Genomic DNA, 22,410 nt, shown 5'->3' with positions numbered 1-22,410 from the left:
GTCAGACTGCGACTGCATCAACCGATGCAGCCTTGCTATTGCCACTGCCCATCAGATGGAACAGCAGTACGCCCGATACGGCAGCGATGGCAGCCGCAGCCAGCATCAATATCGAGAACGCGTGTGCAAAACCGGTCTGCGCCATTAGCAGTGCCTGCGCATTGTGGTGCAAGGCCGGCAAAGCGGCAACGCTATCGCCGGCGACGATGCGCTCAACCACATCGTTGATCTGCACCGGCAGCGGCAGATGAGCACCGAGCAATGCCTCTTTCAAATAACTGCCGGTGCGTACCGTCAGTACGCAACCGAGACAGGCAATCGCAAGCACGATGGCCGAAAAACGTGTCGTGGTGCTGATGCCGGACGCCATACCGGTGCGCTCGCGCGGCACACAATGCATGATGGCTTTCTGCGTGTTGCCGTTGAGCAGCCCGGCGCCGCTGCCGGTAATGATCATGCCGATCAGCACCATCCAATAAGCGCTTACATAAGCTGCGATCGCCACCACCACATTCCCGGCGCATACCAGCGCCATCCCTAACCCCATCAAACCGTGCAGAGACATCCGCTGTGCCAGCGCCACGCCTACACGTGGAAAGACCATCATTGCCAGCGCGAACGGCAGCATTGCCAATCCGGCAGCGACGGCAGAATACGAAAACGCATTTTGCAAATACAAAGGAAGAAACGTCATCATTACCTGCGCGGCGGCAGCGTAACCGAACATCGCCAGCACTGCGCCAACAAACGGCGCTCTGCGGAACAATCGCAAGTCGATCATCGGCCGTTTCTGCATCAGCTCAACCGGAATGAACAAAGCCAGCAACAGCAGCCCTCCTGCCACGCGCATGATGGTGGCATGGCTGCCCCATCCCGAAGAATTGGCATTGATCAATCCCCAGATCAAAAAGGACAACCCGCTGCTCAGCAACAAGCTTCCCCAAGGGTCCAGGCGTGCAGCGCCTGCGTCTCCCGATTCGCTGACCTCGCGATAGACCAGGGTGCCGAGACACAGGCATACCGGCAAATTCAAGAGAAAAATCCAACGCCACCCAAGCAGTTCTGTAATGACGCCGCCGAGCAAAGGAGCGACCGTCATCGATACGCCCATGCATGCGCCCCATACCGCCCAGGCGTGCGTACGATCCTTCTCGGTGTGAAAAACATGGCCGATCACTGCCAAGGCAGACGTCAGCAACATCGCCGCACCGACGCCTTTGAGCGCACGCGCCAGTTGCAGCACTTCCACCGACCATGCCAGTCCGCATCCCAGCGAGGCGATACTGAACAGACTGAGTCCGAGCAGCATCATGCGCTTGCGTCCAAAGCGATCGGCCAGGCTGCCCGCAGGCAACAACAGCGACGCAAACGCCAGCATATATGCGCTGACCACCCATTCGATGTCGCTGAAATCGGCATGCAGCGAGCGTGCCACCGAAGGCAGCGACACTGCCACGATGTTGGTGTCCAGTACGATCAGTGCACAGACGCTGGAACATATCAGCAAAATATTGCGCCCTTTGCGACGCTCTTTATCGAGCTGTGCAGCGGTAGCAGCAGCCTTAGCAGCCTCCATGTTGATGACGGTTTGCATGTCGGTTGGTTATCTGTTTATGGTTTCAATGCTGCGAGACCGGCACGAGCAATCTGGCTATCGTGCACTTTGGTATCGGCGCTCACACCAATAGCGCCGACAACCTGGCCATCGATCACAATCGGCAGTCCGCCTTCCATCATGACCAAACCTGCGGTAATGGCCGCCGGCCGGCCATTGTTGACGGCGTTCTCCAAATCTGCGGACGGACGTTTGAACAAGGCTGCCGTGCGCGCTTTTTCTATCGCTACTGTCGGGCCGATAGTGGTAGCGGCGTTGTCCATACGTTCTGCAGCGATCAGCCAGCCGCCTTCATCCACCACGGCAATCCCGCCGGGCCAACCGTTCTTGCGCGCCTCGTCACGCGCAGCGGCAACGATGGACTTTGCCATCTCCAATGTCAGCACACGCTTGCTGATCGCAGCGCCTTCTTTTTGCTGCGCAAAGGCGGTGACACTGAAGCTCGTCGACATTGCACCCAGCAGGCACAAAGAGAGAGTGGTAAAAGCGCGATTCAGATGCATGGAGATTCCTCATGTTGTCAGGGGGGATGCGAGCCATTCTAATCCTGCCTATAATTATCTTTATTACATACAAACTGCAATTTAATTTCTCTTTAGTTAATTATTGGAATCCCCATGGAACTACGCCACTTCCGCTGTTTTGCCGCTGCTGCCGAGACATTGCATTTCGCCCGCGCGGCGGAACAACTAGGCATTTCGCCTCCGGCGCTGACCAAGCAAATTCAAGAGATAGAACGCCTGCTCGATGTACGCTTGTTTCAACGCACCAAGCGTTCTGTGCATCTGACGTCGGCGGGGGAAGTGTTTCGAGAGGAAGTCATTCGCACGCTGCATCAGGCTGCCTTGGCTGAGGAAGCTGCGCGGCGTGCAGGCCGCGGAGAAATCGGACGCATTGAAATTGGCTACATTGCTTCGGCGGCCTATTCTGGCTTGCTGCAAACGGAGGTGGCGCGTTTTCGCAGTGCGTATCCGCAGGTCAAACTGAACCTGATTGAGGCGCCCATGGACGGCCTTCCCATGATGGTGAGCAACGGCGGCATTGATCTGGCGTTCATTCGCCCGCCGGTGCCATGTCCGCCGGACGTTACCCTCATGACGCTCATCTATGACGACTTTGTGGCGGCGCTGCCGGAAGATTCACCGCTGGCACAAAAAGACACTTTGCTGGCGGCCGACCTCGGCACGGAGCAATTCATCCTCCCCGAACAGGCTTCCGGAACAATGGAAGTTGCGCGGCGGGGACGTTTCGTACCGCGCACGATTGCCAATCCTGGCGGTCTAGTGGCCGTCATTACCTTGGTATCACTGGGACAAGGGGTGGCGATCGTGCCGGTTTCCGTGATGCAACGGGTACATATGCCGGGCGTGGTATATCGGCGAATTGAAGGAAAAAGCATCCCCGGTGCAATCGCACTGGCGTCACGCCGTCACGAAAAATCGCCCGTGGTACGGGCATTTCTCAAACAATTGAAATCGCGACAGGAAACTCAGGCGGATAAATAGCGCGTGCCTGTCGGCAGGCGGCTGACATGCGCGCCGCGCATGCCGGAGTCATGGAACCGATAAGCGCCCTTACCGGCCTTTTTGGCCGCATACATGGCCGTGTCGGCTTTGGAGAGCAACTCGTCGACAGTATGGCCATCGTCGGGAAACAGTGCGATGCCGATACTCAGGCTGGTACACACCTCGTGCCCCGCAATATTAAGAAACGGTGCCCCCACCGTCTTGACCAGTTTGTCGGCGATGTCGGCGATCTGGCTCTGGTATTTAATATCCGACAAGAGAACGACAAACTCATCGCCACCCAGCCGCGCCACCAGATCGTATTCTCGCAGGCTGGCACACAGACGCTGCGCCACGGATTGCAGCAAGAGATCGCCGACGGCGTGCCCCAGTGTGTCGTTGATCGGCTTGAAACCATCCAGATCAATGAAGAACAAAGCGTAGAGATTGGGACTGCGCTTGGCGCGAGACAACTCGGCTGCGGCGAGTTCGTTGAATAGCATGCGGTTGGGAATACCGGTCAGATAATCATGCGAGGCAAGTTGATAGGCGCGGGTCTTCTCTTTTTCCAGTTGTTCGATGAGACAGATCTTTTCTCGCTCTGAGCGCTCAAGCCGCTGGTAAAGTTTTTTCCGATGGTACGAGATCCAGATCAGAATCAGTGTCAGCGTTACGACCGCAATCGAAATGACGATGGCATAACGGATATATTCATAGTGCGACTGCGTCAGATCAGCAACGATAAAATCCGGATCCATGCTGACAGTGATGGTCAACGGATAACCCTCGACCTTTTGATAGTTGCTCACGCCCGGTAAGCTGTGTGTATTTTCGTTACCGCTGGATTTGCTGACGATGCCTTCGCTCGTGTTGCCAATCAGCTTGCCATCACTGAGCGTCACCAGTGGAAGTCCTGATGCACCATCCACCGATATGCGATAGCCGTCGCCAATTTTCTGATAGTCGGTAAGGAAGCGGCCGAGATCAAGCACCGCCACAAAGAAGCCATGCACGTTGTTCCTGGGGCTGTTCAATGAGATCAGCAATGGAATGCGCCACGCATAGCCTTCGGCTTTACCCAGCACAACAGAACCAACCTTGCGAGCGGCATCATCGGAATCATTGGAGGCTGCAGGATGCATCTGCCGGATCAGATCAGCGAAGCCCCCCTCGGTCGGAGAACCGCTTGATGAATAGCGTAGTTTCATCTCTGCGTCGAAGACTGCAGAACGAACATAGGCGGTATCGCCGTTGAAGAGTAAATTTAAGTATTCGGCTGCCGTTGCGTCGCCATCCAGTACTTTATTGGCAACGCTGCCGTAGAGCATCGCTCGATCCAGCCGGTCATTGAGATTGGATGCCAAGATCGCGGCCATGTTCTTGCTTTCGCCGGAAGCGCTTTCCATGGCCATCTTCTTCTCGCTGGAGACGTGCATCATGGTGATACCCCAGATCACCACAAGCACCAGCGAAGAAAGCAAGACAAAACAAACGGACAATCCCCAGCCATCCTGAATCAGGGCGCGGGGCCATTTTGCTTTCAATGAAAATCCGGATCGCAATTTAACTCCCTGGAAACAGGGGAATGAACATCCTGGAACATGTGTGCATACCCTCCTCGCATACCGCTCAGATAGCACACACATCGCTCGCAGGTCGCAGATCAATGCCACTGCATCAGCACTCACGGCATAAGCAATATATCTGCCGGGTCTATTGTAGACACAAAGTTATGTATGGTCTGTCGCACAAATGCGCTACGACACTCATTTAAGAGTGCCCTACGGAAACAATGTTCCGCAATTTTCGACATGAATTTTTTGTTACGGGGCACGCTTCAGCAGGAGTCCGCCTTTTTGTTTTCACCGCGAGCGAATAAATTGATTTTCATTTAAGCCCGACAACAAAAAGATGTGCCGTATCAGCGAGATATTGACCGGCACCTGCATTAAGTTGATCCGCGCGGCAACCGTGCGGCATGTTTTCGTGCGCGCGAAAAGTGGAAACGTGGATTGTCTGTCTGAATAAACAATCCGCGCCTTATTTTTAGAGACGCGGACTGTTCGTACTGAACCTGCAGATCAGATGCTGTAATGAATAGAAGGAAGCTGCTGTTTGCCGATAGGCATGACTGTTTGCAAAGCATCAAATTCAGCAAGAATCAATTCGGCCTGATAACAATGCGTGTTCGCGGATTTCAGCGCGCTGCGAAACGCTTTCAAGGTCGCCGGTTTGGGAACGTCTCCCTTGCCTTTGTTCGCACGAACGGCGTCGGCGACGATATCGGAGAGCAAGGCATCTGCGCAATTCTGCGCTTCCTTGAGTTGGGCCAAACAGTCGAGCAAAGCGAGAGTCTTGTTCATAGCCACACCTCTTCATGAAGTTGTCGTAAAGAAATTCTACTCAGGGACCATTAGTCAACACAAGCTCCCAAATACATTTTCAGAACGAAAATCAAATTAATTTCAATTACAAACGATAGATTATCTACGCGCTGCAAACCAGCGCCCTATGTGGCGTTGCAGCAAAAGGTGATTTCGTTTTTTGGATTTTTCATCGGAGATCACCGCAGTATAGACAGCTGTCCCGCAAAATCCATTGTCGGTTTTTCATCGACTGTAAATGTATTTCCAACGGCATTCTTAGCCGCACCACCGCGTCCGCCTGGCGAATATGTAACGAGCGCCACAACTGTATAAAACAACAGTAAAATAAGTGCCTCTCCTGCATGCTGCTCAATCACAGATTTCGTAGCAATACCCTCTCATGCTGCGGATCCGTAACATGAGTCAATGAATTACTCACGTGCGCGCCAAGACAAGCAAAGATGAACGTCGATTATTTGGAAAAACTGAATGCCGAACAGCGCCAGGCGGTGGAATTCGGCATCACGCCGGGACAACGCGACGTGATACCTGCCCGTCCTTTGCTGGTCATTGCCGGCGCCGGATCCGGCAAGACCAATACGCTGGCGCATCGTGTCGCGCATCTGATCGTCAATGGCGCGGATCCGCGCCGTATTTTGCTCATGACATTTTCGCGTCGTGCCGCCGCTGAAATGACGCGCCGCGTGCAGCGTATTTGCGGCGAGGCAATGGGAGCCAACGGTCGCATCATGGCCGATGCGCTGTCGTGGGCCGGCACATTCCATGGTATCGGGGCGCAATTGCTGCGTGAATATGCTGACCAGATCGGTCTTGACCCCAATTTTTCGATCCATGACCGCGAGGATTCCGCCGATCTGATGAATCTGGTGCGACACGAACTAGGCTTGTCCAAGACGGAAAAACGCTTCCCGCTCAAAGCCACCTGCCTCGCCATTTACTCACGCGTGGTCAACTCCGAGGCCCCGCTCGACAGCATCCTGCACAAGGTCTTCCCCTGGTGCGCCGAATGGGAAGCGCAACTGCGTACGCTCTTCGGCGCCTACGTCGAAGCCAAGCAGGCGCACAACGTGCTCGACTACGATGACCTGCTGCTGTACTGGGCCCAGACCATCGAAGACCGCATGCTGGCCGAGGACATCGGCGCCCGCTTCGATCATGTGCTGGTGGATGAATATCAGGATACCAATCGACTGCAGTCTTCCATCCTGCTGGCGCTGAAGCCCGACGGTCGCGGTCTGACCGTAGTCGGCGACGATGCACAGGCAATCTATTCTTTCCGCGCGGCGACCGTACGCAACATCCTCGACTTCCCGCGCGCTTTTGACCCACCGGCCGACATCGTCACGCTCGACCGCAACTATCGGTCGACGCAACCCATTCTTGCCGCCGCCAACAGCGTCATCGACAAGGCGCTCGAACGCTTCACAAAGAATCTCTGGACCGAACGTACTTCCGACGACAAGCCCCACCTGGTCTCCGTGCGCGACGAAGCTGATCAGGCGCGCTACATCGTCGAGCGCGTGCTGGAAAATCGCGAAGCCGGCAGCACGCTCAAAGAACAAGCCGTGCTATTTCGCGCCTCCGATCACAGCGGCCCGCTGGAAATCGAACTGGTGCGCCGTAACATTCCCTTCGTCAAATTCGGCGGACTCAAATTTCTCGACAGCGCCCATGTCAAGGATATGCTGGCGATGCTGCGTTTCGTGCAAAATCCCCGCGACCGCGTGGCAGGCTTTCGCCTGATGCAATTGCTGCCCGGTGTCGGCCCCGGCTCGGCGCAAAAAGTACTCGACGCCATGTCGACGCATGCCGATCCGCTTGCCGCGCTGTCCACCCTGCCCGCACCGCCACGCGCCGGCGATGACTGGGGCACCTTCGTCGACGTGCTGCAATTCATGGCACAAGGTAAAACCGGCTGGCCCGCTGAAATCGCTCATGCGCGCAGCTGGTATGCGCCACATCTTGAACGTCATCACGAAGACGCCGCCACACGCCAGGCCGACTTGCTGCAACTGGAACAGATCGCCTCCGGCTACCCGTCGCGCGAACGCTTTCTCACCGAACTGACGCTGGATCCTCCGGATGCGACCAGCGATCAATCGGGCATTCCCTTGCTCGATGAGGACTATCTGATCCTGTCGACCATCCATTCCTCCAAAGGACAGGAATGGAAATCGGTGTATGTGCTCAACGTGGTCGATGGTTGCATCCCCGCCGATCTTGCCACCGGCAGCACCGACGAGATCGAGGAAGAACGCCGGCTTCTCTACGTCGCCATGACACGCGCCAAAGACGACTTGCATCTGATGGTGCCGCAAAAGTTCTTCACCGGCGGCCAGCATGCCCAAGGCGACCGCCATGTGTACGCATCACGCACACGCTTCATTCCACCGGGGATTTTGCCGCATTTTTCCAGCAGCGCATGGCCGGTGGTCGCCGTCGGCCCAAGCGGACGTCCCGATGCAAAGCAAATGCGCGTCGATGTGGCGGCACGCATGCGCGGCATGTGGAAATAGAATGTAAAAGACCTGCACGCTTTCATACCAACGACATCAACACTCAAGAACACACTGCATGCCGACTGCAAACTACGGCTTTTTGTGACGCTGAAAAATCAGCCGATCATCTTCGTATAAGCCGCAGCGTCAAGAAACGCCGAGTCATCGAATGCCGTCAACGGCCGCAGCTTGAAGATCCACTGCTCGTACGGCGCTTCGTTAATCGCCTCCGGCGTATTGGCCAGTACCGTATTGACAGCGAGCACTTCGCCGTCGACCGGCGCATGGACATCGGATGCGGTCTTGTTCGACTCGACCACACCGGCATCAGCGCCGCGCTTGAGCACGCTGCCGACATCCGGCGTCTGCACATACACCAGCGGCCCCAGCTGGTCCTGGCCGAAATCAGTGATGCCGATCGTCAGCGTACCGTCGTCTTCCTGCCGGATCCACTCGTGCGTGTCGGCGTAAACCAGATTGTCGGGTATCAACATGCTTGTCTCCTGTTGTGATGTGCTTTGCTTATTCCGAAGCCGGAAAAACCGGCTCGCCCAGATTGAGCATCAGGCGATTGGCCCAGGCAAAGATCGCGACCGAATGGATCAAGTCGAGGATTTCCTGCTCGTTCAGACCGACGTCCTTGAGCGCCTGGATGCTGGCGGCATTGACGTCGTTGGGATTCTTGGTCAGATCAATGGAAAACTGCGAGATGGCTTTTTCACGCGCATCGGTGCCTGCCGTGTACGGATCGTCGAATACCTGCTGTACGGTATCGTTGCGTTTGGCCAGTTGTTCGAAGCGCTGGGCATGCACCGACGCGCAGTAGACGCAGCCGTTGATGCGCGACACGACCATGGAGCCAAGTTCACGCTCGGCGCGCGACATGCCGCCCGGCGCGTACATGATGGCGTTGAACGCGGCAGAACGCTGGCGCAGAATTTCCGGCTGATGGCCAAGGAACAGGTAGTAGTCCGACGTCTTGGCCTTGGGATGGCTTTCTTCCAGAACCTTGATCTGGTCTTCAGTCGCTTTTTCGATATCAATGACATCGAGCCAGGCGTCCCACTCAAGAACTTCGTTGGTGAAGCCGTGCGATTTGATGATGGTGCTCATGGTTTCTCCGATCTCAGTTACTTGCCAATTTCATCGCCTTCAGACCGGCGACGACGCGGATCTGATAAGAGACGAAAGCGATCAGTTGCGACAAGGCCACTACTGCAGGCGTGCTGATACCTGCGGCAGGCAAGGTATGCAGCGCGGCTTTGTCGCCTTCGACCGGACGCTCGGTCAAGGCACGGGTAAAGATCAACATCGCGCGCAAACGACCTGCCGGCAATTGCTCCGGTTCGCCGGAGGCGGCGACGGCCAGTTGTGCGGCATCCGCTGGCAGCGCTTCCAGACGCGCACGGTAATGCGCCGCCACATCCGTCGCACCGGCCAGGCGGCAGGCATACAGCGCCACCAGCAGGCGCTCGTCGAGGCCAATGCCTTCCAGCACCGGATCAAACAGGGTGTCGTAACTACCCTGGGTTGCCACCGCAACTTTTTCACGCTGATGGCGCAAGGCATGAAGGCTACTACCGGCCTGCAAGCCGACCAGCTTGTCGATGACATCGTTGTCGATGTTGTATTCCACTTGCGTTGTCATGAAACTTCCTTTCGAGTGAGGGATGCCCGTGCTTGCTCTTACTATTACTCTTGCTTAAGTTTTTTCTGAGCGATGGCATTCCGTAAAAATTGCTGCGCGTGCTGCCACGAGTGATGGTCGGCATGCGCGTTCGCGGCAGGCAGTCCGCCGCCGGTGCTGATGCGTTTGGAAACCGGATGCGCGTAACTGATTTGCGTCGTCGGCACATAGGGAAACAGAATTGCATGACCTGCGTCCTGATAATCGTGCCACTCCACCGCATGCGGATGTGCGACTTCTGCCAGCTTGTCGCTCACCATCCGCGCGTACACGCTGGACGGCCATGAGCCGTCGTCGGTCGCTGAGAACAGCAGCACCGGAGACTGGATGTTTTCTACATGGATGCGCGCCTTCGCCACAGCGTCCTTGTCCTGCAAGGCAGTCAGCATGGCCAGTGCATGCCGATGCGGCGGCGGGCCTTCGTCAAACGGTGCCCAACTGGCGTGACGGTTGTTTTCCCATTGGTGGGTCAATGGCTTGCCGTTCAAGAGCCAGGTCGGGCCTTCCCGTCCGATGGCCGGATCGCAGGCATTTTGGCCGCTATGCACCAACGCACTCGGTACGTAGGCCAGGACGGCCGAGACCTTTTCCGGGAAGGTAGCACCCAGCAACAGCACCAGCTCGCCGCCGCGCGACTGGCCGCTGATGGCGACGAAATCATGCAGAGGCTTAACGGTGGCGCGCAGCCAGTCCAGGCCTTTTTCGAAATATTCCAGCGGCGTATTGGAGATGTAGTCCGACAATCCGGGGGCCTTGAAATACGCCAGCGCAAAAGCCGCATAGCCACGCGACGCATACAAAGCCGCACGCGGCTCGTTGATGCCGCCGCCCGACCCATTGAGGATCATGACGGCAGGATAAGGTCCCGGACCGGCCGATGCGGGTGGCATAAACAGCGTGCCCACCAGCCCCTGCTCGCGCACTTCCCTGCGTGTTACACCGTCGGCGCAAAGACGCTGCACCAGAACGGTGTCAGCCTCTCCGCTGACGGCGCTGGCATGCACGGTCGTCATCAACGGCTGTTGCACGTCCGGATGAAACTGCTCGCGCTTGCCCTCTTGCTCCGGCTGTTGCGACCACAGCAAGCCCATCGCCGAAATCCCGGCATAGCTGCCTTCAACTGCCGGCGCCAGCGACAGATCGACGTGACCTGCCGCATCGGCGACGAAGCGCGCGCTGCTCTGCCAGTTGGCGCCGGCGCGCAAGGTACTGCTGGAAACCTGTACCAGCTCGCCCGGCACCGCGCCGGTGACGACGATACGCCGCGGCACATCGATCAGGTCATCGGCCGGCGTAACGGAAACATTCAAGGTAGCCATACTGTTACTTCCTCGATTGCAAAAATTACTTCTTATCCTGTGTCACCATCATCGCGGTGGTGCGATCGCTGCTGGCCGGTGTGACCTTCAGGCCCCTCTTTGCCGCCCAGATGTTTTGATAGTGATACAGAGGAATGACACCGGCGTCGTCGGAGACGATCTTGGCTGCATTGCGCAGGATCGCTTCACGCTTGGCCGCGTCGAATTCGGCAGTCGAATCGGCCAACGCCTTGTCGATGGCAGGATTGCTGTAGTGATTCCAGTTGGAAGCGCCCAGCCCCTTCTTGGCGTCGACAGTCGCCAGCACGTTCACCAGTGCATAGCTGGCTTCACCGGTACCGTTGCCCCATGCCAGCACGCTGACGGCAAACTCATTCTTGTTGGCCCGTGCCGAATAGGACGCCCATGGCAACACTTCCACTTGCGTCTTCACACCGATGCGAGTCCAGAATTGCGCCACGGCTTGCATGGTTTCCGGTGCTTGCGGATAGCGGTCGTTCGGCACGTGGATGGTCAGCTTGAAGCCTTGCGGGAAGCCGGCATCAGCCAGCAGCTTCTTGGCCTGGTTCACATCGTTCGGGATGTTCTTGATATCAGGGTTGTAGCCGAAGGTATCCGCCGGCATCCATTGATTGGCTTCGGTCGCTGCGCCTTGCAAAATACGGTCGACCAGCGCCTTGCGGTTGATCGCCAGCGACAAGGCCTTGCGCACGCGGGCATCCAGCAATGGATTCTTGTCGAGTTGCTTGCCGTTGTTGTCGGTAATGTACGGGCTCGGACCTTCATGGAAACTTGGTTGCAACAGCAACACGCGCAGGCCGTTGTATGGGAACACCTTGACGTTCGGCGACTGCTTCAACTTGGCCAGATCCGACACCGATACTTTGTCGATTACATCGACGTCACCCGACAGCAGCGCAGCGGTACGTGCAGCGGCGTTGTTGATGTAACGGTAATTGACCTTTTCCCAGAGTTGCTTCTGGCCCCAGTAGTCATTGTTGCGCTCCATGATGACGCGGTCGCCCGGCGTGTAGGAAACATACTTGTATGGGCCGCTGCCAACCATGGCGGCGCCGCTGTTGTAGTTCTCGGTTTGTGACTTCTCACCAACGTGCTTGCTGACGATATGTACCGACGCCAGGTTCAGCGGCAGGTCTGGATTGGCAATATTGGTCTTGATGATCAAGGTCAGCGGATCTTTGGCGGTCACCGATTCCACAGTGCGCAGATAGCCGGCGAAAGTCGCCACACTGCCCGGCACGGCGCGTGCGCGTTGATACGAGAAGATTACGTCGTCCGCGGTGAACGGCTTGCCGTCCTGCCACTTGACGTTGGGACGCAGCTTGAATTCCCAGGTCTTCGGATCGATATTTTTCCAGCTGACTGCCAGGCCAGGTTGCAGCTTGTTGTAATTGTTCTCGACCAGCAGATCCCAAAAGTGCAGGTCGACGGAACGATCACCGGCATGGTTGTTCAGTTGCGGATCGAGCGAGGACAGCGGATCGGCGAATGCGATGTTCAGCGTTTGCGCGCCGGCTGAATTGACGGCTGCGGTTCCCAGAAGCGCGACGGCCAGCAGGCTGGAAAGTACGGTTTTCTTCATGTTCATCATCCTCGGTAGTGGTGGATATGGAATAAGCTTGTTATCGGTGTTGCTTGCTGCAATGCTTTACTGATCGTTCAAATGACATGCGCTCAAGTGTCCCGGCGCGACTTCTTTGAGCGCCGGTGCTTCCTGTCGGCAGCGCGGCATGGCATGCGGACAGCGCGGATGGAAATGGCAGCCCTGCGGCGGATTCAAGGGACTCGGGATCTCGCCCTTGATTGCCGTGAAAGACTTGTTGCGTGACTGCAAACGCGGCACTTCCGCCAGCAATGCCTGGGTGTACGGGTGATTCGGCCGCGCAAACAACTCGTCGACGGCGGCGCTCTCGACAATGTGGCCCAGATACATGATGACCACGCGATCGGAGACATGCTCGACCACGCCGAGATCGTGACTAATGAACAGGTAGGTCAACCCAAGCTGTTCGCGCAGGTCACTGAACAGGTTGAGAATCTGCGCCTGAATCGATACATCCAGCGCCGCCACTGCCTCGTCCGCCACCAGCATCTGCGGCTGCACCGCCAGCGCGCGCGCAATGCCGATACGCTGACGCTGGCCGCCGCTGAACTGATGCGGATAGCGGTCACGCAACTCGGGATCAAGCCCGGCGCGCAGCAATTGCGCACTGACGTAATCGTCGAGTCCGGCCTTGTCGGTCATGCCGTGGATCAGCGCAGCTTCGCCGACGATTTCATCAACGCGCAGGCGCGGATTGAGACTGGCGTACGGATTCTGAAAAATCATCTGCACCTTGCGGCGCGTGGCATGCTGTTCGCGTGCGCGGAGCTGGTTGCGGTCAACGCCATCGACCAGCACCTGCCCTGATGAAGGCGACAGCAGTCCACTCACGATGCGGCCCAGTGTCGACTTGCCGCAACCGGACTCACCTACCAGACCGACGACCTCGCCGGGCATGACGTGCAGGTCGACCGCGTCGAGTGCTTGCGTGACCGCAGCCGGACGCATCCAGCCGCGTGCAATCAGTTGCGATTCAAACGGCCGTGGCTTGCGTTCGCCGAAACGTTTTCCGACCTGGTGTGCTTCCACCAAAGGGATGACTTTATCCATGGCGCAGCTCCACAGTATTCGCAGCATCCAGCGGCACCGCCGGATGGAAGCAACGCACGAAATGCGCCTTCAGCGGCTCCGTGATTTCCGGACGCGTGAGGCATTGTTCGCTGACGCGTTCGCAACGTGCGGCAAATGCGCAGGTCGGCGGCAGGTGCAGCAAATTCGGCGTCAGGCCAGGGATCTGGCGCAGGCGTTCGCCGCGGCGGTTGTTGCTCGGCAAGCTGCCGATCAGGCCTTGCGTGTAAGGATGCAACGGCCGGTCGAGGACGTCGGATACTTTACCTTGCTCGACGATTCGGCCGGAATACATCACGGCGACATCATCAGCCAGCCCCGCCACCACCGACAGATCATGTGTGATCCAGATCAGCGCGGTGCCATGCTGGCGCGCCAGCTTTTGCACTTCCGACAGAATCTGCGCCTGAATCGTCACGTCCAATGCGGTGGTCGGCTCATCAGCGATGATCAGGTCGGGCTTGTGCAGCATGGCAATCGCAATTGCCACGCGTTGCCGCATACCACCGGACAATTGATGCGGGTACGCCTGAAGCCGCTCGTCCGGGCTGGCGATGCCCATCATGCCCAGGGTATCGCGCGCCAGTTGGCGTGCCTGATCGCGGCTGACCTTGCTGTGTGCGAGTACGGCGTCGATCATCTGCGCTTCGACCCGCAGAACCGGATTCAGGGTCATCATCGGATCCTGAAAAATCATCGCGATGCGATTACCCTGCAGGCTGCGCAACGACTTCTTGTCCAGCGTCACCAGATCCTGTCCCTTGAACAAAATCTGTCCACCGACAATGCGGCCCGGTGCATCCAGCAAACCGAGGATGGAAAAACCGGTTACGGTCTTGCCCGACCCGGATTCGCCGACCAGACCGAGAATGCGGCCGCGCTCCAACGTCAGCGAGACGTCATCGACTGCCGGCAATACGCCGCCGGGCGTAAAAAAATGCGTACGCAGATTGCGTACTTCAAGCGTCGGCACAGAGTTGGATGCACTCATTTCTGCCACCTTGGATTCATGACATCGCGCAGACGATCGCCGACCATGTTGATCGCCACGATCACGACCAGCAAGGCGATGCCGGGATAAAAACTGATCCAGTATTCGCCGGACAGCATGTATTGATAACCGTTGGAAATCAGCAGACCCAACGACGGTTCCGTGATCGGCACACCAAGGCCGAGAAAGCTCAAGGTGGCCTCCAGTGTGATGGCGCGTGCGATCTGCAGCGTGCCGATGACGATCAGCGGCGGCAGGCAATTCGGCAGGATATGCCGCACCATGATGCGCCAGCCCGATACACCCAGACCGCGTGCAGCCTCGACGTATTCCTTCTGCCGCTCTACCAGCGCCTGACCACGCGCAGTGCGGGCGTAGTAAGCCCACTCCAGCACCACCAGTGTCGCCATGACGTTGAAAATGCCCTTGCCCAGATACGCCAGAATCAGCATCGAAACCAGAATCGACGGGAACGACAGCACCAGATCCGCCAACCGCATCAACAGCGCATCGACCTTGCCGCCGGCATACGCCGCCAGCAAACCGATCAGGGTGCCGATCACACCAGCCAGCAAGGCTGAGCCGACACCGATACCGACGCTGATGCGCAGACCATAAAGAATTGCGGAATACAGATCGCGCCCCTGCCCATCCGTGCCGAGCCAGTAGGTAAATGTGCCCAGACCGTTGGCGCTGCCCGGATGCAAGCGCGCATCAAGCACATCCAGTTGCATCAGGTCATAGGGATTTTGCGGAGTCAGCCACGGTGCCGCCAGCGCGGCGATCATCAGCAGGACGGCGACGGCCAGTCCGAACATGGCCGTCTTCGACGCCAGGAACCCACGCATCACGCGTCGCCACGGCGACTCGCGCCGCGGCGTCTGGAATGCCGACAAGGCGGCAACTTTGGCGCGGACCTCTTCCTGCGTCATTGGTACTGCTTTCGGGGCAGAAATCTCGCTCATGCCTTGACCTCCACCCGCACGCGCGGATCCAGTACTTTATACAAGACGTCGACAATCAGATTCAGCGTCACGAACAGGCACACGATCACCATCATGTACGCCACGATGACCGGACGATCGAGCGCATTGATGCTGTCGAGGATCAGCTTGCCGGCGCCGGGCCAGGCAAAGATGCTTTCCGTCACGACGGCGAAGGCGATGGTCGAGCCGAACTCCAGACCGAGGATCGTCACCAGCGGAATCAGCGTATTGCGCAGCACGTACATCAGCACCACGCGCAGCGGCGCCAGGCCTTTGGCGCGCGCGAACTTGACGAAATCCATCGGCAGCACTTCACGTACATTGGCGCGCGTGAGACGGATCACCAGTGAAATCTTGAACAGTGACAAATTCAACGCCGGCAGGATCAGATGGCGCAAACCATCTGCCGTCAGCCACGACCACTGTATGCCGAACAAGCCCGCCGTCTGGCCGCGTCCGCCGGAAGGCAACCAGCCCAGCGATACGCTGAATGCCATGATCAGCATCAGGCCGATCCAGAATGTCGGCAACGAAAAGCCGAGGATGCTGCCCGTCATGATCATGCGCGAGAAGATATTTTCCGGAAACAAACCTGCCAGCAAGCCGAGCGGAATACCGACCAGCACCGCCAGGATCAAGGCCGCAAAAGCCAGTTCCAGAGTGGCCGGGAGACGCTGGAAGATCAGTTTGATGGCCGGCTCGTTGTAGACGAAGCTGTTGCCGAGATTACCGTGCAGCGCGCCATTGAGGAAGGCCAGATATTGCCGCCAGATAGGCTGATCTAGACCGAGTTCTTTGATGATGCGCAGGCGATCGACCTGATCCACGTCCTGACCGATGAGGATGTCGACCGGATTGCCGATCATATGCAGCCCGAAGAAGACGATCACCGTCATCAGCAGCAGCACCGCAAGCGCCTGCAAGACGCTGCGCAGAATCGCCCCGCTCATCGGCTTGCTCCCCGGCGTTCTTGCTCGGTCGGCTCGGACGGTGTCCATTCGTCGCCGATCAGTTCCGGCTCGGCATAGGCTTGAATGTTTTTGTAATGCGTATCGACGTCTTCGCCATAGAGCAAGGACGCGATGCCTTGCGCCAGCCGTTGCGCGCCATCGCTGATGGCAGGAATATCGCCCGACAGCGTGCCATGGCTCAATGCCGCCGGATAGCAGAAGCAATGCACACGCTCCAGTCCCGGCAAGCCGCCCGGATGCTTTTGCCGGAATTCGAATGCCGGGCCGAGATCGGGAGAATCGGACAACTCCATGTCTTCGTCGCCGACCGGCGGCATGTAGCGCGAACGCCAATTGCGAATATGTGGCGCAATGGCGGCAAACTCCGGACGCACGGTCCAGTCGATACGAAAGCCCGTCGAGAAAATCAGGAAGTCAATCTCGAACAGACCGCGCGGCGTGGTGATGCGCAGGCTATCACCGACCACCTCGACCTTGTCGATGGACGCTCCGAACAGGAAGCGCGCGTTGGCAAACTTCGACACACGCTGCACGCTGCCGCTTGGCGGCGGCGTCTGTTGCACGTTGATGTAATGGCGGATGCGCCATTTCCACTCATCCGGCAGATTGATGTGGCCGTTGGTCAGACCCGGGCTGCCTGCGCCCTTGCCTTTGTTGATGCGCGGCAGTTCCTTGCGGCGGATCAGCAGGTCGACGCGTTCAGCGCCTGACTCCAGCGCAGTTGCCGCGCTGTCCATGGAGGACGCACCGGCACCGATCACGCCAACGCGCTTGCCGGCCAGTTTGCTGTAATCCATGTCGTCCGAAGAATGCGCCCACAGCGCACGCGGCAGACTCTCGGCCAAAGCCGGCAGATAAGCACCGCCAAGACCGTCGCGCCCGGTGGCCAGCACGACGCGGCGTGCCAGTACCACAGACTTGCCCGCCGGGGCATCAATATGCAGCTCCACAACGCCGTCGGCGCGTGGCAGGATGGCATCGATGCGATGATCATTGCGGATATCCAGCTCCATGACCTTGCGATACCAGCGCAGATAATCCATCCATTGCAGACGCGGGATTTTATCCAGCGCTTCCCAGGCGGCCAGTCCGAATTGCGCCTCAAACCAGGCACGGAAAGTCAATGCCGCGAAGCCCAGCGCCGGGCCGGTCAGCTTCTTTGGCGAACGCAGGGTTTCCATCCGCGCAGTCGTTGCCCAGGGACCTTCAAATCCTGCCGGCGACTGATCGTAAATGACAGCGTTAATGCCCAGATGCAGCAGCGACACCGCAGCAGCCATCCCGGCCTGGCCGCCGCCGATGACGGCGACATCCAGTACCTGCTGGCCGTCCACGGTCTTGGGGGGCACCCACGATTTGGCGGGCAACTCCAGCCACGCCAGGTCTTGTTGCAGGCGCGCTTCCAGCGCAGCCAGGCCAATCGCTCCGGTGCCGGTCACTGTGTTCGCGGCTTGTGTAGTTTCACTCACGATGAGCGCCCCTTCCCTGTCGGCTGAATGTAAAAAATCATGTACTTACCTGCCGCTTAATTCTGTTGCTCGTTTGTTCGGTTAATGTACTTGCACCAAGAAATGCAGTCCCGCATTCCGTTGTCACCTCATTACAGCAAATCGTCGTGATCGCTGGCATCACGTTTGACGAAGCCGTGCAAGATATCTCTCGCCGCTGTTTCAATCGCGCCGATCAAGGCTTGCGTGATGCTGTCGACCGGCTTACCAAAGGGTGTGACGACGCCGAAATAAAAGGGAATGTTCTCCGCCAGCGGACGCACCGCCAGCCCTTCGATCGGCATCCCCAGCGCGGTGATCGGTTCCACCAGCGCGACGCCAAGGCCTGCATGTGCCGCCATGATGGCGTTAAAGGAGGTGTTGGTTTCGATTGCCACGTTCAACGGCTTGTCGTGGCCGAGCGCCATGTCGATGCGCTGACGCAGGCGATAGCGGTTGGACATGGTGATCACGCGCTCATGGCGCAAGGCATCGACGGTTATCACGTCAGCTTTAGCCAAAGGACTGTCCGCGCGCAGCACCGCCACGCAAGGTGCCTGGCCGATCCAGTGCAGATCCAGGCCGCGATGCGCCACCGGAAGGCTGGTCAGACCGAGGCTGACCGTACGGTGCAACACCGAATGCACCACTTGCTCCGCCGAGGCGCTGCGCAGATGGATATGCTCTGGCAACCCGTTCTTTTCAATCAGCTTGAGTGCTGCCGGCGCAATGGTCGATGCCAGCGCCGGGGTTGCCACCAGATGGATGGGTTGTAATTCTTCGCGGCCGATTTCGATGGCGCGTTCACGGATAGTGCGCAGCCCGACCAGCGAGCGCTCCACTTCTTCATATAACAGGAAGGCCTTGTCGGTCGGCGTCACGCGCGGGCCGTTACGATCAAACAAGGGATAACCGAGCTCACCTTCCAGATCCTGAATCGCCTTGCTGACAGCCGGTTGCGACCGGCCAAGACTACGCCCGGCTCCAGTCACGCTGCCGATAGTCATCACCGCCGAAAAAGCTTCCAGTTGGTTCAGGTCCATATTATTATGGTTTATACGATTTTCGGATTATAGACATATGTTCATTCCATTTAAGTATAATCATTTTGCATAAGTTAATACGAAAAAACTGCATAAGCAGCGAGTGCAATGCATGAAAGCTTTTTGGCGCATCTTGAACAAACGTGAACCAGATGCGAATTAGCTAAAATTTTTGATGAAAAGCTGGCTTACCGCTCTCTTTAAATCAAAAAATGCATATTGAAATAACTTTATATTCGTTTTTCATCTATACATTCCATCGTAACTTAAGCACACCTGTAAGCACACTTTCATTACGGATTCATTGCCATGAATGCTTCCTCCGCCTGTATTACCTCCGACAGTTCCGTCAGCCCCAGCGGCGACAAGGCTGCGCTGCAATTCCCCATTTACCTGGATTATTCGGCCACAACCCCGGTCGACCCGGCGGTTGCAGTCAAGATGTGTGCTTACCTGACGGAGAAATTCGGCAATCCGGCCAGCAGCTCCCACTCTTTCGGTTGGGAAGCCAAAGCCGCGGTGGAAAAGGCGCGCAAGCAGGTCGCTGCACTCGTCGGCGCAAAGGCGACGGAGATCGTGTGGACGTCCGGCGCGACAGAATCCAACAACCTGGCGCTCAAGGGCGCGGCACATGTCTTGCGGGAAGCCGGCCGCGGCAAGCATTTGATTACGGTCGCCACGGAGCACAAGGCGGTCCTCGACACCATGCATACGCTTGAGCGTGCAGGTTTCGACGTGACGTTCCTGCAGCCTCAGCCCAATGGCCTGATTACCATCGAACAATTCAAGGCGGCGTTGCGTCCTGACACCATCCTGGCTTCAGTCATGATGGTCAACAATGAAATCGGCGTCATCCAGCCAATCGCCGAACTCGGTGAAGTTTGCGGGGAGCGCGGCATCGTTTTCCACGTTGACGCGGTACAGGCTGCCGGCAAGATCACCATCGACCTGCAAACGCTGAAGGTTGATCTGATGTCATTCAGCGCGCACAAGATTTATGGCCCCAAAGGCATCGGCGCCTTATACGTCCGCCACAATCCGGCGCTGAAACTGGAAGCCCAAATCGACGGCGGCGGGCATGAAAACGGCATGCGCTCCGGCACGCTGGCGACACATCAGATCGTTGGTATGGGCGAAGCTTTTGCCTTGGCCGCACAATTGCAAGAGGAAGAAAGCGCGCGTATCCGTGTCTTGCGCGACCGCCTCTGGAGCGGCCTGCGCGACCTGCCGGGCGTCGTGATGAATGGCTGCGAACAAGCGCGTATCCCGCATAACCTGAACGTGAGTTTCGATCTGGGTGGAGAAATTTCGGTAGCGGGACAGCTGCTGGATATCGCCGTATCGGCCGGCTCGGCCTGTAATTCGGCCAATGCGGCGCCGTCTTACGTGCTCTCGGCAATCGGCCGTCCGGACGCGTTAGCGCGCAGTGCCATCCGTTTTTCACTGGGACGCTATACGACGGAAGCGGAAATCGACTACACCATCAAGACCCTGCAGCAATTGCTGCAAAATCAGCCGGCACCTGCGCATTGACCAGGCATTGGCAGCGCAGGACGACTCAGTGAAGCACTGATAGGTCACGAATGCTTCGCTAAGTCGTACCTGACTCGCGATGAGCGCTTGAATCTGGAAATGAGTGGTTGAAGATCAGCGAAACGAGCCTTTGCGGCTCGCCCTACCCGCTCCGCCGACGTGCGACGAAACAAGGCTGTTTTATTGAGGCGCCACACCGGCGCTGTTTGCAGCAGCTTCTTCGCTCTGACGCTTGCTGACTGCCGCAAAATGCTCCGCGTATTCGGCCCGGCGCGCCTGATCCGATTCAATCAGCATCTGATAACGCGTCTCCGACACCCGCTGTTGCAGGACAGCCGAATAGCGCTCGCGCTGCAGCCATTCGATAATGACCGATGCCAGCATCACGATCGTGCCGTAAACCACGATCAGAAATACATCCTTGTTACCCAAGCCATCCATCATGAAATACGGCTTGCGGAAAAAGAACAGCGCCGTCGGAATACTGATAATCAGCAAAATCAGCGACTGCACATAACCGAACAGATAACTCATCACAATGCAGTTAAGCGCGAAAAACAGCATCGACATTGACTCGTCGACAAACGGGCTCAACACGTAGCGCAACGCGAACGCAACCAGAAAACCGAAGGTGCACACCAGCGTGGGATTGAGGTTGACTGCTTTCCAGCGCTTCGCGTTTCTCAATTTGATGATGCCCATGAGAAGCTCCTTATTCATCATAGTCATGATGCCGATGCCGACCGGCGGTCCTTCAATGGAGAGTTGTGCAAAAGATACTTGAGGGAAATATCGTTACTGTGCATGTCGATGTTGCGCTTGATGAACTGCGCCGCTTCGTTGGTCACGATCTCACGTTCGTTATCGACCGTAATGATGTGATAACAATCGCCCAGCCAGATCACCTTGCGAACTTCCGATTTGATGTTTTCCATGATCATCTCGGCGTTGCGCGGTGCGGCGGTTTCGTCGTCGATCGAATGAATCACGAGCGTGCTGGCGCGCACCAGCGGCAGCGATTGCCGCACGTAAGCCATCAACTTTTGCGCCGCCCATAAATGCCGCGCCGGAATGGCCGCAGCACCGACTGCCGCCACGCCGTCTTTCTTGAGGGCGTTGGCAACGCGACGACGCATTTCAAAATTCTTGATACCGTAGGGATCGCTTTCCTTGTAGGTCCAGTTGCGATAGCCCAGGGTGTACGGCAGATTCATCCAGCGGTGATACCAGGGGATCGACCAGCCATCATATTTCAGAACCGGCGACAACAGCACGACACTCAGGATTTCCCGGCTGAAGCTCGCCACTGCCAGCGCCAACGTGGCGCCCATGCTCAGTCCGCACAGCGATACCGTTTTGTGCTCTTCCTTGAGTTTGACGATCTTGCTTTCCACCATGGCGCACCAGTCCATCCAGTTCGGGGTGACGGTGGGATCAGTCAATGCAGCAGAGTAATTGGGGATCTGCATCTCAACCACGGTGCAGTTGGCCTTTTTCAGCGCCTTGGGGATAGTTCCCAGCTCAAGGCTAGAGCCGCACAATCCGTGCAACAAAATAACGGCATGATCCCGCTGCCGTTCCTGATGCCTCTCTTGCAGATGTTCGGTGCGTGCGCTCTGGTCCATGCGATACAAAATTACGATGATGTCGAATAGTCAGCATTGTAGACCTCTATTGACATTTCTTCACAGTGATT

The 22,410-nt window shown here is 57.5% G+C and carries 20 protein-coding genes; 3 read left to right on the top strand and 17 right to left on the bottom strand.

Annotated features, from left to right (window positions below):
• Position 1 precedes the first annotated feature (1 nt).
• Together hmeg3_RS11155 and hmeg3_RS11150 are read right to left on the bottom strand one after the other, a co-directional pair.
• Positions 2 to 1,594, bottom strand: a complete 1,593-nt coding sequence (locus tag hmeg3_RS11155) for an MFS transporter (RefSeq protein WP_232511960.1) — start codon at positions 1,592 to 1,594, stop codon at positions 2 to 4.
• Positions 1,595 to 1,611: 17 nt separating this feature from the next.
• Positions 1,612 to 2,118, bottom strand: coding sequence for a heme-binding protein (locus tag hmeg3_RS11150; protein WP_094563778.1), 507 nt, complete (start codon positions 2,116 to 2,118; stop codon positions 1,612 to 1,614).
• A gap of 114 nt (positions 2,119 to 2,232) precedes the next feature.
• On the opposite strand from hmeg3_RS11150, the gene hmeg3_RS11145 reads away from it, so the two are divergent.
• Positions 2,233 to 3,120, top strand: a complete 888-nt coding sequence (locus tag hmeg3_RS11145; protein ID WP_094563777.1) for a LysR family transcriptional regulator — start codon at positions 2,233 to 2,235, stop codon at positions 3,118 to 3,120.
• Here hmeg3_RS11145 and hmeg3_RS11140 read toward each other — a convergent pair.
• Both hmeg3_RS11140 and hmeg3_RS11135 read right to left on the bottom strand, forming a co-directional pair.
• The gene (locus hmeg3_RS11140; protein WP_232511959.1) at positions 3,105 to 4,664 is read right to left on the bottom strand and encodes a GGDEF domain-containing protein; all 1,560 of its coding nucleotides are present in this window, start codon (positions 4,662 to 4,664) and stop codon (positions 3,105 to 3,107) included. The two genes, hmeg3_RS11145 and hmeg3_RS11140, sit on opposite strands and share 16 nt — an antisense overlap.
• 537 nt (positions 4,665 to 5,201) lie before the next feature.
• Positions 5,202 to 5,483 (bottom strand): hypothetical protein, encoded by a 282-nt coding sequence (locus hmeg3_RS11135; protein ID WP_094563775.1) that lies wholly within the window; start codon positions 5,481 to 5,483, stop codon positions 5,202 to 5,204.
• 464 nt (positions 5,484 to 5,947) lie between these two features.
• Here hmeg3_RS11135 and hmeg3_RS11130 point away from each other — a divergent pair, with 464 nt between their 5' ends.
• Positions 5,948 to 8,023, top strand: a complete 2,076-nt coding sequence (locus hmeg3_RS11130; RefSeq protein WP_094563774.1) for an ATP-dependent helicase — start codon at positions 5,948 to 5,950, stop codon at positions 8,021 to 8,023.
• 98 nt (positions 8,024 to 8,121) lie between these two features.
• On the opposite strand, the gene gcvH is transcribed toward hmeg3_RS11130, so the two are convergent.
• The 11 genes from gcvH to hmeg3_RS11075 all read right to left on the bottom strand — a co-directional run bounded on the left by gcvH (position 8,122) and on the right by hmeg3_RS11075 (position 19,181).
• Positions 8,122 to 8,499 (bottom strand): glycine cleavage system protein GcvH, encoded by a 378-nt coding sequence (gene gcvH / locus hmeg3_RS11125; protein ID WP_094563773.1) that lies wholly within the window; start codon positions 8,497 to 8,499, stop codon positions 8,122 to 8,124.
• Between the two features lie 28 nt (positions 8,500 to 8,527).
• Positions 8,528 to 9,118, bottom strand: a complete 591-nt coding sequence (locus hmeg3_RS11120; protein ID WP_094563772.1) for a peroxidase-related enzyme — start codon at positions 9,116 to 9,118, stop codon at positions 8,528 to 8,530.
• A 13-nt stretch (positions 9,119 to 9,131) separates the two neighbouring features.
• Positions 9,132 to 9,653 carry a CMD domain protein gene (locus hmeg3_RS11115; RefSeq protein WP_094563771.1) on the bottom strand — a complete coding sequence of 174 codons (522 nt, stop codon included), beginning with the start codon at positions 9,651 to 9,653 and terminating at the stop codon, positions 9,132 to 9,134.
• A gap of 44 nt (positions 9,654 to 9,697) precedes the next feature.
• Complete coding sequence (locus hmeg3_RS11110) at positions 9,698 to 11,011, bottom strand: acyl-CoA thioesterase/bile acid-CoA:amino acid N-acyltransferase family protein (RefSeq protein ID WP_094563770.1); 1,314 nt, start codon at positions 11,009 to 11,011, stop codon at positions 9,698 to 9,700.
• A gap of 25 nt (positions 11,012 to 11,036) precedes the next feature.
• A complete protein-coding gene (locus tag hmeg3_RS11105; protein ID WP_094563769.1) occupies positions 11,037 to 12,614 on the bottom strand; it encodes an ABC transporter substrate-binding protein in 1,578 nt (525 codons plus the stop codon).
• A 66-nt stretch (positions 12,615 to 12,680) separates the two neighbouring features.
• Entirely contained in the window at positions 12,681 to 13,685 is a 1,005-nt protein-coding gene (locus hmeg3_RS11100) for an ABC transporter ATP-binding protein (protein WP_094563768.1), read from the bottom strand.
• Positions 13,678 to 14,694: an ABC transporter ATP-binding protein gene (locus hmeg3_RS11095; RefSeq protein WP_094563767.1), complete on the bottom strand. Its 1,017-nt coding sequence runs from the start codon at positions 14,692 to 14,694 to the stop codon at positions 13,678 to 13,680. The genes hmeg3_RS11100 and hmeg3_RS11095 overlap by 8 nt, the downstream gene beginning before the upstream one ends.
• Positions 14,691 to 15,626: an ABC transporter permease gene (locus tag hmeg3_RS11090; RefSeq protein ID WP_094563766.1), complete on the bottom strand. Its 936-nt coding sequence runs from the start codon at positions 15,624 to 15,626 to the stop codon at positions 14,691 to 14,693. Before hmeg3_RS11090 ends, hmeg3_RS11095 begins: the two co-directional genes overlap by 4 nt.
• Positions 15,627 to 15,655: 29 nt before the next feature.
• Entirely contained in the window at positions 15,656 to 16,630 is a 975-nt protein-coding gene (locus hmeg3_RS11085) for an ABC transporter permease (RefSeq protein WP_094563765.1), read from the bottom strand.
• Positions 16,627 to 18,120 carry an NAD(P)-binding domain-containing protein gene (locus hmeg3_RS11080; RefSeq protein ID WP_198361827.1) on the bottom strand — a complete coding sequence of 498 codons (1,494 nt, stop codon included), beginning with the start codon at positions 18,118 to 18,120 and terminating at the stop codon, positions 16,627 to 16,629. The genes hmeg3_RS11085 and hmeg3_RS11080 overlap by 4 nt, the downstream gene beginning before the upstream one ends.
• Before the next feature lie 131 nt (positions 18,121 to 18,251).
• Entirely contained in the window at positions 18,252 to 19,181 is a 930-nt protein-coding gene (locus hmeg3_RS11075; RefSeq protein WP_094563763.1) for a LysR family transcriptional regulator, read from the bottom strand.
• 309 nt (positions 19,182 to 19,490) lie between these two features.
• Between hmeg3_RS11075 and hmeg3_RS11070 the strand changes: the two genes are divergently transcribed.
• Positions 19,491 to 20,714 (top strand): IscS subfamily cysteine desulfurase, encoded by a 1,224-nt coding sequence (locus tag hmeg3_RS11070; RefSeq protein ID WP_198361826.1) that lies wholly within the window; start codon positions 19,491 to 19,493, stop codon positions 20,712 to 20,714.
• A 180-nt stretch (positions 20,715 to 20,894) separates the two neighbouring features.
• Here the strand turns inward: hmeg3_RS11070 and hmeg3_RS11065 are convergent, their stop codons facing one another.
• Both hmeg3_RS11065 and hmeg3_RS11060 read right to left on the bottom strand, forming a co-directional pair.
• Entirely contained in the window at positions 20,895 to 21,416 is a 522-nt protein-coding gene (locus tag hmeg3_RS11065) for a DUF4118 domain-containing protein (protein WP_198361825.1), read from the bottom strand.
• 23 nt (positions 21,417 to 21,439) lie between these two features.
• Positions 21,440 to 22,339, bottom strand: a complete 900-nt coding sequence (locus hmeg3_RS11060) for a carboxylesterase (protein WP_094563761.1) — start codon at positions 22,337 to 22,339, stop codon at positions 21,440 to 21,442.
• Between the last annotated feature and the right edge of the window lie 71 nt (positions 22,340 to 22,410).

The sequence above is a fragment of the Herbaspirillum sp. meg3 genome (assembly GCF_002257565.1).
Classification (GTDB): domain Bacteria; phylum Pseudomonadota; class Gammaproteobacteria; order Burkholderiales; family Burkholderiaceae_D; genus Herbaspirillum.
This window is presented reverse-complemented; position numbering and strand designations above follow the sequence as displayed.

Excerpts from the sequence above, each read along its gene's own strand:
- gcvH (WP_094563773.1), bottom strand. The coding sequence starts at position 8,499 with ATGTTGATACCCGACAATCTGGTTTACGCCGACACGCACGAGTGGATC.
- hmeg3_RS11155 (WP_232511960.1), bottom strand. The coding sequence starts at position 1,594 with ATGCAAACCGTCATCAACATGGAGGCTGCTAAGGCTGCTGCTACCGCT.
- hmeg3_RS11135 (WP_094563775.1), bottom strand. The coding sequence starts at position 5,483 with ATGAACAAGACTCTCGCTTTGCTCGACTGTTTGGCCCAACTCAAGGAA.
- hmeg3_RS11075 (WP_094563763.1), bottom strand. The coding sequence starts at position 19,181 with ATGGACCTGAACCAACTGGAAGCTTTTTCGGCGGTGATGACTATCGGC.
- hmeg3_RS11110 (WP_094563770.1), bottom strand. The coding sequence starts at position 11,011 with ATGGCTACCTTGAATGTTTCCGTTACGCCGGCCGATGACCTGATCGAT.
- hmeg3_RS11150 (WP_094563778.1), bottom strand. The coding sequence starts at position 2,118 with ATGCATCTGAATCGCGCTTTTACCACTCTCTCTTTGTGCCTGCTGGGT.
- hmeg3_RS11095 (WP_094563767.1), bottom strand. The coding sequence starts at position 14,694 with ATGAGTGCATCCAACTCTGTGCCGACGCTTGAAGTACGCAATCTGCGT.
- hmeg3_RS11065 (WP_198361825.1), bottom strand. The coding sequence starts at position 21,416 with ATGGGCATCATCAAATTGAGAAACGCGAAGCGCTGGAAAGCAGTCAAC.
- hmeg3_RS11060 (WP_094563761.1), bottom strand. The coding sequence starts at position 22,339 with ATGGACCAGAGCGCACGCACCGAACATCTGCAAGAGAGGCATCAGGAA.
- hmeg3_RS11120 (WP_094563772.1), bottom strand. The coding sequence starts at position 9,118 with ATGAGCACCATCATCAAATCGCACGGCTTCACCAACGAAGTTCTTGAG.
- hmeg3_RS11090 (WP_094563766.1), bottom strand. The coding sequence starts at position 15,626 with ATGACGCAGGAAGAGGTCCGCGCCAAAGTTGCCGCCTTGTCGGCATTC.
- hmeg3_RS11085 (WP_094563765.1), bottom strand. The coding sequence starts at position 16,630 with ATGAGCGGGGCGATTCTGCGCAGCGTCTTGCAGGCGCTTGCGGTGCTG.
- hmeg3_RS11105 (WP_094563769.1), bottom strand. The coding sequence starts at position 12,614 with ATGAAGAAAACCGTACTTTCCAGCCTGCTGGCCGTCGCGCTTCTGGGA.
- hmeg3_RS11070 (WP_198361826.1), top strand. The coding sequence starts at position 19,491 with ATGAATGCTTCCTCCGCCTGTATTACCTCCGACAGTTCCGTCAGCCCC.
- hmeg3_RS11145 (WP_094563777.1), top strand. The coding sequence starts at position 2,233 with ATGGAACTACGCCACTTCCGCTGTTTTGCCGCTGCTGCCGAGACATTG.
- hmeg3_RS11115 (WP_094563771.1), bottom strand. The coding sequence starts at position 9,653 with ATGACAACGCAAGTGGAATACAACATCGACAACGATGTCATCGACAAG.
- hmeg3_RS11130 (WP_094563774.1), top strand. The coding sequence starts at position 5,948 with ATGAACGTCGATTATTTGGAAAAACTGAATGCCGAACAGCGCCAGGCG.
- hmeg3_RS11100 (WP_094563768.1), bottom strand. The coding sequence starts at position 13,685 with ATGGATAAAGTCATCCCTTTGGTGGAAGCACACCAGGTCGGAAAACGT.